This is a genomic window from Ruegeria sp. G10 (assembly GCF_056533645.1).
Map to the genome: position 1 here is coordinate 102394 of NZ_JBQFOQ010000001.1, position 12531 is coordinate 114924.

The 12531-nt window shown below is 59.6% G+C and carries 13 protein-coding genes; 3 read left to right on the plus strand and 10 right to left on the minus strand.

Features of this window, described 5'->3' with window-relative positions:
* Positions 1–101 precede the first annotated feature (101 nt).
* The gene (gene acnA / locus ACR0KM_RS00500) at positions 102–2792 is read left to right on the plus strand and encodes an aconitate hydratase AcnA (protein WP_480857248.1); all 2691 of its coding nucleotides are present in this window, start codon (positions 102–104) and stop codon (positions 2790–2792) included.
* A 134-nt stretch (positions 2793–2926) separates the two neighbouring features.
* A complete protein-coding gene (locus ACR0KM_RS00505; RefSeq protein WP_480857246.1) occupies positions 2927–3628 on the plus strand; it encodes an SDR family NAD(P)-dependent oxidoreductase in 702 nt (233 codons plus the stop codon).
* Here ACR0KM_RS00505 and ACR0KM_RS00510 read toward each other — a convergent pair.
* From ACR0KM_RS00510 to yajC, 10 genes are all read right to left on the minus strand, one after another.
* Positions 3623–4165 carry a DsbE family thiol:disulfide interchange protein gene (locus ACR0KM_RS00510; protein ID WP_480819628.1) on the minus strand — a complete coding sequence of 181 codons (543 nt, stop codon included), beginning with the start codon at positions 4163–4165 and terminating at the stop codon, positions 3623–3625. The two genes, ACR0KM_RS00505 and ACR0KM_RS00510, sit on opposite strands and share 6 nt — an antisense overlap.
* On the minus strand, positions 4158–4316 hold the full coding sequence (ccmD, locus tag ACR0KM_RS00515) for a heme exporter protein CcmD (RefSeq protein ID WP_480819627.1): 159 nt from the start codon (positions 4314–4316) through the stop codon (positions 4158–4160). The genes ACR0KM_RS00510 and ccmD overlap by 8 nt, the downstream gene beginning before the upstream one ends.
* Positions 4313–5086 (minus strand): heme ABC transporter permease, encoded by a 774-nt coding sequence (locus ACR0KM_RS00520; RefSeq protein ID WP_480819626.1) that lies wholly within the window; start codon positions 5084–5086, stop codon positions 4313–4315. The genes ccmD and ACR0KM_RS00520 overlap by 4 nt, the downstream gene beginning before the upstream one ends.
* Positions 5087–5148: 62 nt before the next feature.
* Positions 5149–5805 carry a heme exporter protein CcmB gene (gene ccmB, locus ACR0KM_RS00525; RefSeq protein WP_480819625.1) on the minus strand — a complete coding sequence of 219 codons (657 nt, stop codon included), beginning with the start codon at positions 5803–5805 and terminating at the stop codon, positions 5149–5151.
* Positions 5802–6416 (minus strand): heme ABC exporter ATP-binding protein CcmA, encoded by a 615-nt coding sequence (gene ccmA / locus ACR0KM_RS00530; protein ID WP_480857244.1) that lies wholly within the window; start codon positions 6414–6416, stop codon positions 5802–5804. Before ccmA ends, ccmB begins: the two co-directional genes overlap by 4 nt.
* Before the next feature lie 178 nt (positions 6417–6594).
* Positions 6595–6948: an Mth938-like domain-containing protein gene (locus tag ACR0KM_RS00535; RefSeq protein ID WP_480857243.1), complete on the minus strand. Its 354-nt coding sequence runs from the start codon at positions 6946–6948 to the stop codon at positions 6595–6597.
* Positions 6949–6958: 10 nt separating this feature from the next.
* Positions 6959–7705, minus strand: a complete 747-nt coding sequence (locus ACR0KM_RS00540) for a TSUP family transporter (RefSeq protein ID WP_480819622.1) — start codon at positions 7703–7705, stop codon at positions 6959–6961.
* Positions 7698–8666: a protein translocase subunit SecF gene (secF, locus tag ACR0KM_RS00545; protein WP_480857241.1), complete on the minus strand. Its 969-nt coding sequence runs from the start codon at positions 8664–8666 to the stop codon at positions 7698–7700. Before secF ends, ACR0KM_RS00540 begins: the two co-directional genes overlap by 8 nt.
* Position 8667: 1 nt before the next feature.
* Positions 8668–10329 carry a protein translocase subunit SecD gene (gene secD / locus ACR0KM_RS00550; RefSeq protein ID WP_480857239.1) on the minus strand — a complete coding sequence of 554 codons (1662 nt, stop codon included), beginning with the start codon at positions 10327–10329 and terminating at the stop codon, positions 8668–8670.
* Positions 10330–10362: 33 nt separating this feature from the next.
* The gene (yajC, locus tag ACR0KM_RS00555) at positions 10363–10650 is read right to left on the minus strand and encodes a preprotein translocase subunit YajC (protein WP_480819619.1); all 288 of its coding nucleotides are present in this window, start codon (positions 10648–10650) and stop codon (positions 10363–10365) included.
* Between the two features lie 202 nt (positions 10651–10852).
* On the opposite strand from yajC, the gene ACR0KM_RS00560 reads away from it, so the two are divergent.
* Complete coding sequence (locus ACR0KM_RS00560; protein ID WP_480819618.1) at positions 10853–12517, plus strand: mechanosensitive ion channel family protein; 1665 nt, start codon at positions 10853–10855, stop codon at positions 12515–12517.
* Positions 12518–12531: the final 14 nt, after the last annotated feature.

A 12531-nucleotide genomic window follows, 5' to 3' on the forward strand; every position in this document is an offset into this window, starting at 1 on the left:
TGACGCAGATCGCCTCTTGGTCCTTGAACCGTCAACAATCGTGATACAGATAAGCGTTAGCGATTCCCCTATTCCAAGTCATTTGAGAGGGAGGCCATCAGATGCCCATCAAAGTCGGACAGGATACCGCCAAGACACGCCGCAGCCTGAGCGTGAATGGCAAGTCCATCTCCTATTATTCCATCCCAGCCGCGCAAGAGGCCGGTCTGGGTGATTTCTCGAACCTGCCCGCCGCGTTGAAAGTGGTGCTGGAGAACATGCTGCGGTTCGAGGATGACGGATTTTCCGTCTCGGTCGACGACATCAAGGCCTTTGCAGAATGGGGCGCGAATGGTGGTAAGAACCCGCGTGAGATCGCCTACCGCCCTGCCCGCGTTCTGATGCAGGATTTCACTGGTGTTCCCGCGGTTGTGGACCTTGCGGCGATGCGCGACGGCATCAAGGGTCTGGGCGGCGACGCGCAGAAGATCAATCCTCTGAACCCGGTTGATCTGGTTATCGACCACTCGGTCATGATTGACGAGTTCGGCAACCCGCGCGCGTTCCAGATGAACGTGGACCGCGAATACGAACGCAACATGGAGCGTTACCAGTTCCTGAAATGGGGCCAGAACGCGTTCAACAACTTCCGCGTCGTGCCGCCCGGCACCGGCATCTGTCATCAGGTGAACCTGGAATACCTGGCCCAGACCGTCTGGACCGATACCGATCAGAGCGGCGAAGAAGTCGCCTACCCCGACACGCTGGTTGGTACCGACAGCCACACCACCATGGTCAACGGCATGGCCGTTCTGGGCTGGGGCGTCGGCGGGATCGAGGCTGAGGCCGCGATGCTGGGGCAGCCGATCTCGATGCTGATCCCCGAGGTTGTGGGCTTTGAGCTGACTGGCTCGATGGTCGAAGGGACAACCGGTACTGACCTTGTTCTGAAGGTCGTTGAGATGCTGCGCGAAAAAGGTGTGGTCGGCAAATTCGTTGAGTTCTACGGCGAGGGTCTGGACCGTCTGCCATTGGCTGACCGTGCCACTATTGCCAACATGGCCCCCGAATACGGCGCGACCTGTGGTTTCTTCCCGATCGACGGTGAAACCTTGCGCTACATGCGCAACACCGGACGGGATGAAGACCGTATTGCACTGGTCGAAGCCTATGCCAAGGAAAACGGCTTCTGGCGTGGCGCGGATTATGCGCCGATCTACACGGATACGCTGACACTGGATATGGGCACCATCGTCCCCGCGATCTCGGGCCCGAAACGTCCGCAGGATTATGTCGCACTGACCAATGCCAAGGCCGCGTTCACCAAAGAAATGGCCGAGACGTTCAAGCGCCCAATGGGCAAGGAAGTCGCGGTCAAGGGCGAGGACTACACGATGGAATCGGGCAAGGTCGTGATCGCGTCGATCACGTCCTGTACCAATACGTCGAACCCTTATGTGATGATCGGTGCTGGTCTGGTCGCACGCAAGGCCGCTGCTTTGGGACTGGATCGCAAGCCATGGGTCAAAACCTCGCTGGCTCCGGGGTCTCAGGTCGTATCCGCCTATCTTGAGGCTGCGGGCCTGCAGGAAGACCTGGACAAGATCGGTTTCAACCTCGTGGGTTATGGCTGCACCACCTGTATCGGCAACTCGGGCCCGATTCAGGCCGAGATTTCCGATGCCATCGCCGAGGGCGATCTGGTTGCGACGTCAGTCCTGTCGGGCAACCGAAACTTCGAAGGTCGGATTTCTCCGGATGTGCGCGCCAATTATCTGGCCTCACCTCCGCTGGTGGTCGTCTACGCGCTCGCCGGGACCTTGGATATTGACCTGACCTCGGAACCGATCGGACAGGACAAGGATGGCAATGATGTCTACATGAAAGACATCTGGCCTACCCAGAGCGAGATTGCTGAACTGGTTGAGGCCACAGTGACCCGTGAGGCATTCCAGTCGAAATATGCCGACGTCTTCAAAGGCGATGAGAAGTGGCAGGGCGTCGATGTTCCGCAGCAGGAGACCTATGACTGGCCTGCGACCTCGACCTATATCCAGAACCCGCCCTATTTCCGAGGTATGGGCGCTGAACCCGGCACGATCTCGAACATTGACGGGGCGAAGGTTCTGCTGATCCTGGGCGATATGATCACCACCGACCATATCTCGCCCGCTGGTTCGTTTGCGACCACCACACCCGCAGGCAAGTATCTGACCGACCGTCAGGTCCAACCGCGCGAGTTCAACTCGTATGGTTCGCGCCGGGGCAACCACGAGATCATGATGCGCGGCACCTTCGCCAACATCCGCGTCAAGAACGAGATGCTGGACGGTGTCGAGGGGGGCTATACGAAGGGTCCCGATGGCCAGCAGACCTCGGTCTATGAGGCGTCTATGGCCTATCAGGAACAAGGCACTCCGCTGGTTGTGTTTGGTGGCGAACAGTATGGTGCCGGCTCGTCGCGGGACTGGGCGGCCAAGGGGACCGCGCTGCTGGGCGTTAAGGCCGTCATCGCCGAGAGCTTTGAGCGTATTCACCGCTCGAACCTGGTCGGCATGGGCGTGATCCCGTTCGAATTCACCGGCGGCGACACCCGCAAGTCCTTGGGTCTGACGGGGGATGAGACGGTTTCCATCCACGGGCTGGATACGATTGAGCCGCTGCAGGAGGTTCCGTGCACAATCGTCTATGCTGACGGGACCGAGAAGACCATCACCCTGAAGTGCCGCATCGATACCGCACCCGAGATCGAATACATCGAAAACGGTGGCGTGTTGCATTACGTGCTGCGGAATCTGGCGAAAGCGAGCTAAGGTTTCGTCAAAGGGACAGTATTAAAGGACGCCTTCGGGCGTCCTTTTCTTTTGCGAGGCTCTGCCTCGCGCTCCGAAGTATTTTGGAAAAGATGAAGTTGAAGCGGTGCGGAATCCCCGTTGAGGAGGTTGGAATGGAAAAGGTGGTATTGGTGACAGGGGGTGCGCGCGGCATTGGACGCGCGATCGTCGAGGATTTGAGTATAGATCATAAGGTCGCGTTTACGTGGCTTTCCACGGAGCCCGTGCCCGCATTACTGCACGAGAGGGCTTTGGCGATACGTTCGGATTTGACGGAAGCCGATCAGCCGGCTGCGGTGGTGGCGCAGGTGATGAAACGGTTTGGGCGGATCGATGTGATCGTCAACAATGCGGGGCTGGTGCGATCAACGCCGAAAGAGGCGTTTCAGGTGGACGCGCATCGCGCCATTCTGGACCTGAACCTACTGGTGCCTGCCGCACTGCTGGCGGCGGCGTTGCCACATCTGAAGAGGGATGCTGCGATTGTCAGCATTTCATCGATGAACGCGGTGTTGCCACCGCGCGACGCGGTCACCTACGGGGCCAGCAAAGCCGCGCTGAACCTGTGGACGCGTGCCATGGCCAAGGAGTTGGGGCCGGACGGGATACGTGTCAATGCGGTGGCTCCGGGTGCGATCAACATTCCAGAAGCGCCGCGGTCGGACGAGTTGACAGAATTGTTCGTGAAGGACACAGCCCTCGCCCGGGCCGGGCGGCCCGAGGATATCGCCAAGGCGGTGCGGTTTTTGGCATCGGATGCCGCGTCGTTTATCACCGGAGAGGTACTGGCCGTCACTGGCGGCTATCGGTTATGAACCGCCGGCCGCTTTCTCGAGCGCGGGGCGGATCGTGCTTTCGATGACGCGCTGAGTGATCGGTCCGGCGAAGCGCAGGATGATTGTGCCCTCTCCGTCGATCACATAGGTTTCGGGAACACCGTAGACACCCCAGTCGAGCCCCATGCGGCCCTGTTCGTCCCGCCCGATGCCGGTGTAGGGATCGCCAAGTTCGGTCAAGAAAGCCTCGGCGTTGTCTTGTTGGTCTTTGTAGTTGATGCCATAGACCGCGATACCTTCGTCCGAAAGCGCCTGCAGATTGGGATGTTCCACGCGGCAGGGCGCGCACCAGCTGGCCCAGTAGTTGACGAGCTTGACCTCACCATCGCGCAGGGTGGCGTCATCAAAGCCCGGTTTGCCCGCGAACTCGGTAAGAACGACCGGCGGCGCGGGTTGTCCTTCGCGCGCCGATGGCAGCGCGTTGGGATCGTCGCGAAACATGCCAATGCCAGCCAGCACCGCGAAAGCACCGAAGATCAGAGGCGGCGCAATCATTAGAGGCGAGATTTTAGCCATGGCGCGACATCCTCTGTTCGACCTTTTCCATCTCGGCCCGCAGCTTGCGGCCCCGGATCACGCTGAAAACGACCAACGCGACCAGCAACACGATCGAAACCACATAGGACCACAGAACCGTATCGGCGTATTTACCAAGATCTGGGATCATCCTTTCGCCCTCTCCCGTGCCAGCAGCGCCTTGATCCGGCGCGCGCGAATTTCCGTGCCCGTGCGGTAGAAAACCAGCGCGATAAAAAGTAGAACGAAGCCAATAATGCACAACAGCAGCGGATAGAAATAGATGTTGCTGACCTTCTCTTCGGTATCGGTCCCGGTGATCGCTGCAGCGCGCATGACCGAAGCCCCCTGATGCAGCCCCTGATTCCAGAAATTCACCGCATAGCGGCTGAGGATAGCAAAGACCGATCCCACCAGACACAGGACCGAGGTCAAGTCAGCCGCCGTATCAGGATCTTCGATTGCTTCCCAGAGGGCGACATAACCCAGATAGAACAGGAATAGGATCAGGAACGAGGTCAGGCGCGGGTCCCAGGCCCACCAGGTGCCCCACATGGGCTGGCCCCAGATCGCGCCGGTGGCCAATGCGATCAGCGTCATGACAATGCCGATCGGAGCAGCGGCGCGGGCGGCCAAAGCGCTGACGTGGTGGCGGCGCACCAGCCAGACCAATGATGTCGCCAGCATCATCAGCCAGCAATTAATCGCCATCAGCGCGGCGGGAACGTGCAGGTATATGATCTTGACGGTCGAGCCCTGCTTGTAGTCATCCGGGGTGAAGAAAAAGCCCCAGATCAGCCCGACGACGATGCAAACCGTCGACGTGATCCAGAAAAACGGCAGGACACGCTCGCTGGTGGCAAGAAACTTGCGTGGGTTGGCGTATTCCCAGAGGGCATTGGCTTTGGCTGCGATTGTCATGGGCCTTATCTAGTCCGAGTCGGTGTGGTTCTCAATTGACCTTGGTCAATCTTCATTCCCCGTCACCGAAGATTGATACGCAGAACGGCGGCACTGGCGAAGGGCAGCAGCGCGACCGTGGCCGCGGTGATCCCGGCCAGCATCAGCAGCGGTGTTTGCGTCTCCATCCCCGTGGCGCCACGGCGGGCGACCTCGGCCCCGAAGATCAGGGTTGGCACGTAAAGCGGCAAGACCAGCAGCGACAGCAACAGGCCGCCGCGTTTCAGGCCAACAGTCAGCGCCGCGCCGAAGGTGCCGATGACGCTCATGGCCGGGGTGCCGATCAGCAATGAGACCACCAGCCATGAAAAGCCGGGAACGGGCAGGTTCAGCAGAACGCCCAGAAACGGGGCCGCCAGAACCAGCGGCAGGCCGGTGGTCAGCCAATGTGCCAGCGCCTTGATGGTTACCACGGCCTCGAGCGGCAGCGGCGCAGTGGCCAGCAGGTCGAGCGAGCCGTCCTCCCAATCCAGCGCCAGCAGGCGGTCCAGCGACAGCAGGCAGGCCAGTAGCGCGCCCAACCACAGCACTCCGGGGGCGATGGTCGATAGCAGCGAGGATTGCGGGCCGACCGAGAAGGGCACCAGCACGGTGACGATCAGGAAGAACGCAAGACCGAGGCCGAACCCTCCGCCCGCGCGGAAGGCCAGTTTCAGGTCGCGCAGCAGAAGGGCGATCACAGGAAGCCTCCGTCGAAATCGTCGATGGGTTTGGGTTTGGCCTTGTTGGGGCCGACATCCAGAACCTCTCCGTCTAGGCCAAGGTCGATATGGGTCGCGATCAGGGCGGAACCGCCCTGCCCCAGATGCGCGCGGACAGCGTCCGCGAACATCTGCACTGCGGTTTTGTCCAGTGACACCGTGGGTTCGTCCAGCATCCAGATCGGGCGACCGGTGACCAGCATCCGCGCCAGCCCGAGGCGGCGTTTTTGTCCGGCGGACAGGTTTCCCGCGTGGCGATCCGCCAGTTCGTTCAGGGCGAACGCATCCAGGGCGGTCTGGATATCGTTGGTCCCGAAGACCGAAGCCCAGAAGTTGAGGTTTTCGACCACTGTGAGCGTTGGTTTCAGCCCGTCGGAATGCGAGGCGTAGGCGATCTGGTCCTCTGCTCCTTCGATTTCCCCGGTCAGCGGCGGCTGCAGCCCGGCAAGCGTACGCAGCAGGGTTGTCTTGCCGATTCCGTTAGGGCCCCGCAGGATCAGCGCCCGCCCGGGTTCGAGCGAGAAGCTCAGGCCTTCGAGCACAGGAACGCCGCCACGGGCGATGGCCAGATCGGTTACTTTCAATGTCATGGTGCCCGCTTAGCGGATTGTGGGTGTCGGCAAAAGGTCGGAAATGCCGCAGAGTGCTGGCATCGTTTTTTGTGGTGAGGTTGGAGCGAGGGGCCAGCCCGCCGCCATTGGCGCTTGAACCAATGGCGCACCAATGGCGGCTCCCCGGGATATTTTTAGCCAGATGAAGAATGGATCCTTAGGCGGGGATCAGGGCGAGCGCGACACGGCGGCCTTCGGAGAGAAGCACATTATAGGTGCGGCAGGCGGCGGGGGAGTTCATGATTTCGACGCCGATGCCTGCCTCTTCCAGCTTTGTGCGCAGGGTGGCCGGGATGTGGGTCAGGTCTTTGCCGGTGCCGATGAAGAGGACATCGATCTGGTCGGACAAAGCCAGCAGCGGACTTTCGTCGGTGTAGCCGCCCCAGGCTATGGTTCCCGTGGGGCCGGTCAGAACCGCGCCTTGGTGGACTTGGCCACCGATACGGAAAAATCCCGGGCCATAGCCGTCGATGGGCAGGGCGTTGGTGTAGGTAATCTCATTCAGGCGCATGGGTGCGGTTTTAACCCCAAACCGGCAGGCCGGACAAGGCTGCCGCCGCAATCACGATATAGGCGGTTATGCGGTAGAGCCTCTCGCGTTCGGGCCGGAACATCCAGCCTCCCAGCCAGTTGCCCGCCATGTTGGGAAGAGCCAGCAGCAGCCCCATTCCAACGGTCGAAAAAGTGACACGGCCCATACCGGTGAGGTAGCCGAGGATCAGGAAATCGAAGGCAAACAGGAACAGGAGAATCGTGGCCCGGATAGCGGCAACAGGCAGCGGGCGTGACATGTAAAACAGAATCACCGCCGGGCCGGGGATCCCCGCTATGCCCCCGAGAAAGCCTGCCGCGCCGCCAATTGCGGTGACCATACCGCGCCCAACCCGGCCACGGTACCGCAGGCCCAGGATCAGAGTCGCCAGCATGGACAGAGAGATCAGGCTGACCAGATAGCGGAACACTTCAGGGTCTGACCGCGTCAGCAGCCACAGGCCAACGGGCAGGATCAGGGCGCAGCCCAGCAACAGGCGTGTCAGATCAGCCTTGTCGACAGCAGCCCACGCCCGACGCAGGTTGGGCAGCGGGCCGAAGATGTCCATGATGGTCAGCGCGATGATCGCCCCGAAGGGGCCCAGATAAGGGCTGGCGATAGGCAGGAAGATCAGGGCTGTGCCAAAGCCCGAGAACCCGCGCACGATGCCGCCAATCAGGGCCGCGGAAATGAGAACGGCCAGACCGGTTGGGGTCTGGCCGAAATACTCAGGCATCGATATTGGCGAACTGATTGCCTGCCGTGTTGGATGGCTTGGACCAGTCGCGTTTCACCCCCAGCCACAGCAGGATGGTCGAGGCCACGAAGACCGACGAATAGGTCCCCACGATCACACCCCAGATCATCGCGAAGACGAAGCCACGGATGACGTCCCCGCCCAGCACATAGAGCGAGATCAGAGCCAACAGCGTGGTGACCGAGGTCATGACCGTCCGGCTGAGCGTTTCGTTGATCGAGATGTTCAGAACCTCTTTCAGGTCTTTCTTCTTGTACTTCCGCAAGTTCTCGCGCACCCGGTCGAAGACGACCACGGTATCGTTCAGCGAATAGCCTACGATGGTCAAGAGCGCCGCGATGATGGCCAGATCGAAACGGATCTGCAGTTCCGAGAAAATACCGATGGTCAGGATCACGTCATGCACCAGCGCGGCCACGGCCCCGAGAGCAAACTGCCATTCGAACCGCAACCAGATATAGACGAGCACCGCGCCGATCGCCAAAGCGACGGCGATGACGGCCGTTTGGATCAGTTCGCCCGAGACTTTGGGTCCTACGGATTCGACAGAGACGAACTGAATGTCCGTCACGGCAACCTGCAACGCGCCTTCGACGGCAGTGATGGTGCTTGCAGCCACCGACTCGGCGTCGTCCTGCGCCTGAATGCGGATCATCGCGACATTCTGATCTTCGCCAAAGGTCGGATCGAAGATCTCGGTGATCGTGATATCACCCAGCTCCAGCGGCGCGATGGCGTCGCGATAGGTGCCGACATCGATCGGTTGCGTGCTTTCCGTTCGGATTGTGGTGCCACCCCGGAAGTCGATGCCAAAGTTCAGGCCCTGGAGCAAGAACGACACGAACGCAATAACCATCATCAGGCCGGAAATGCCTAACCAGACTTTCCAGCGGCTGAAGAAATCGAACGAGGTGCCTTGGGGTACGAGTTTCAGTCTCATGTCAAACCTCGATCGTTTTCGGGCGGCGGCGTTCGAACCACATGACGACCATCAGGCGCGTCACGAAGATCGCGGTGAAGACCGAGGTCAGAATCCCCAGCCCCAGTGTGATTGCAAAGCCGCGCACCGGGCCACTGCCCATGGCAAACAGGATGGTCGCCGTGATGAAGGTGGTCACGTTGGCGTCCAGGATGGCCGACAGTGCCTTTTCATAACCCAGTTCGATAGCACGCGCCGGGCCTTTGGCGGATTTGAGCTCTTCTCGGATACGTTCAAAGATCAGCACGTTGGCGTCCACCGCCATACCGACCGTCAGAACGATGCCTGCGATACCCGGCAGCGTCAGCGTTGCGCCGATCAGCGAGAGCAGGCCAAACAACAAGCCCACGTTCAGGATCAGCGCGACATTGGCGAAAAGACCAAACAAGCCGTAGCTGAGCGCCATGAAGACCAGCACAGCCGCGAACGCCACCATGGTCGCAACCTTGCCCGCATCAATACTGTCCTGCCCCAGTTCCGGACCGATGGTGCGTTCTTCGAGGAACTCCAGCCCCGCAGGCAGCGCGCCTGCACGCAGAAGAACGGCCAGATTGGTGCTTTCTTCAACCGTAAAATTACCGGTGATGATACCGGACCCGCCTGGGATATGGCTTTGGATCACCGGGGCCGAGATGACCTCATCATCCAGTACGATCGCAAAAGGTGCGCCAATATTGTCCAACGTGTAGTCGCCGAACTTGCGCGCACCGGACGTGTTAAAGCGGAAGCTGACCGCAGGGCGACCGTTCTGATCGAATGACGGCTGCGCGTCAACGAGTTCCTCACCAGTCACAACGGGTGCGGATTCCAGTGTGTAATAGACACCCTCTTCGTCCAGCGAGGGTACGATTTCTTCGCCAACGCCGGGGGTCGCATCGGGGTCGGACCCGCGACCGACAACCGGGTTGAAGGTCAGCTGAGCTGTCGTTCCGATGATCTCTTTCAACTCGCCGGCGCTACCGATGCCGGGAACCTGAATCAGGATGCGGTCGGCGCCCTGACGCTGAATGGTGGGCTCACGGGTGCCGACCTCGTCAATTCGGCGGCGGATGATTTCCAGAGATTGCCGAACTGTGCGATCGTCCGAGGCGAGCTTTTCAGCTTCGGATAGTTGCACCACGATGGTGTCGCCATCTGCAAAGGCCTCGATATCGGTTGCGCCCACGCCGGTCAGTGTTTGCACCTGACGCGCAAGCCCGCGGACGACCGCAAGGGCGCGCGGCATGCCTTCGGACTGGCTGATGCGAACGCGAATCTCGTCGGGTTCTGAATCCTGACGGCGGATGGTGCCAACTGTGGCACGCTCATCGCGCAGAGCGTCGCGGATTTCGGGCCACATCGCCTCCATCCGGGATTCGTAAACATCGCCGACTTTGACTTCGGCCAGCAGATGCGCACCACCGCGCAGATCAAGGCCGAGGTTGACCAAGGACGACGGCAACCAATCGGGCCACAGCTCGGCCTCGGCCTGCATCTCAGGGGTATCGAGCCCAAGTTCGATCGCGGCCCTGGCATCGTTGGACTGTTCTACGCGCGTGTAAAACGCATTCGGCAGGGCAAGGATCAAGCCGATCACGCAGACCGCCCAGATCAGAACCCGCTTCCAGGTATCAATTTGCAGCATTACCCTGCCTTTTCAAGGAATTGTCGCGCGAGGTTACTTCGCCGGTTCAGTCTTGTTAAGAACCTGTGCGATCGTCGATTTGACAACGCGAACCTTTACGTTCTCGGCCAGTTCGACTTCGATCTCGTTCTCGCCTTCCTTGACCTTTGACACTTTGCCGATCAATCCACCCTGGGTGACGATCTGATCGCCCCGACGCACGGCCTCGACCATGGCCTGATGTTGTTTCATCTTTTTCTGCTGCGGACGGATCAGCAGGAAATACATGATCGCAAAGATCAGGATCAGCGGGAGAAACTGGGCGATTGCGCCACCTTCCATGGGATATTCCTTTGTTCTGATGATGCAGAGGGCTCTCTGCAAAGTTGGCGGGAACCTATGCTCTGATCCGGGGGTTTGCAAGCGAAGGCGGCGCTGTAACACACCTGAACCCGACCCCACCACCGCAAGAACAAGCCAAACGTTGCAGATATGTCCTAGGAACACAGGCAATACCGGGTATAGTCCGGGTCAAGGGGGACATATGGGACGGTATCTCAAGCCATTCCTTTTGCTGCTATATTTCCTGATCCCAATGGCCTTGGGCCTTTGGGTCGCCGAGCCGGTTCGGGCGCAGGAAACGCCTTCCGAAAACAGCGCGTCCGAGGTTGATGACTCCGAGACCTTCGTGGCCCCCGTCATCGTTGATGGGGATGTTTTGTTCCAGCTGCGGGGCTCCAGCGCCCTGCCCGCCCCTGAGCGTGCGGAAGGTGTGCAGAACAAGATCATAGAAATCGCCGAAGCGTCAGACGCGCTTTCGGTCGAGATCACCTATGAACGCACCGAATTTGGCACCTGGATCGTGGCGGATGGCGAAAGAGTGTCCATCGTCACCGATGCAGACGCGGAGTTGGAGCAGATGGAGCTGAGCGTTCTCAGCGTGCTGCATGGCAATGCGATCCGGCAATCCATCGAATCCTATCGCGCAAATCGCACCGAACAGGCGCGCGTCTCGGGCGCGATCGAGGCCGCCGCGTGGACAATCGGCTTTGTCGTCTTCGTCGTGCTGATCCTTTGGCTGCACCGACGGATTCGCAGACGTACACTGAGATTCGTCAAACGCCACCTACGAGAAGTAGAAACCGCCACGGCCAAAAGCGTTCAGGCCGAAGCGATTGCGGCCCTCGTGCGGTACGGTTTGAATTTCGTTCTGCTGGTCGTCTTTTTTCTGGGCTTCTATTACTATCTCTCCTTCGTGCTGCTGGCCTTCGCCGAGACGCGGTACTTTGCGCAACTTCTGCTGACCTACCTGACCGAACCGGTTCTGCTGATCTTCAGGGGCATACTCAGCTACATCCCGAACATGATTATGCTGGGTCTGATTACATGGGTTGCGTTGTACGTCATCAAGGGCATGCGCGTGTTCTTCGACGCCGTCGAAGCCGGGTCCTTCGACCTGGGGGATTTTGAGAAACACTGGGTCAGCCCAACCTTCAACATCGCCCGCGTCGTCGTCATCCTGATCGCGCTGGTCTTTGCGGTGCCATATATACCGGGCTCGGACTCGGCGGCGTTTCAGGGGCTGACCATTCTGGTTGGTGCGATGCTGTCGCTGGGTGCGAACTCGGTCGTATCGAACATGCTGGCGGGGTTGTTTGTGATCTATCGCCGGTCAACTTCGATCGGGGACCGTATCCAGATCGGCGATCACATCGGCGATGTGGTGCAGATCAAACTGATGGAAACCCATCTGAAATCGATCAAGAACGAGCTGATCTCAATTCCCAACGCGCAGTTGATGAATTCGGATGTGGTCAATTTCTCGAAGAAAACCGACGGCAGCGGGCTGTTGCTGCACACCACTGTCGGTATCGGTTATGAAGAACCGCCCGAAAAGATCGAGGCGATGCTGATCGAGGCCGCCCAACGTACAAAGGGCATCAAGACCAAGCCCGAACCCTTTGTTTTGTGGACCGCTTTGGCCGATTACGCCATCAACTATCAGATCAACGGCTATACGACGCGGGGCAGTATCATTCCAAAAATCCGCTCGGATTTGCATCGCAATATCGTCGCGGTGTTCAATGAGAACAATGTACAGATCATGACGCCCTCGTATATCGCCGACCCGCCTGAACCGAAGATTCCGGCAGAGGGCTGGGACGGTCATCTGGCACATGAATCGCACGACGAATCCGATAAGTCGTAACCGGCGCTACACCC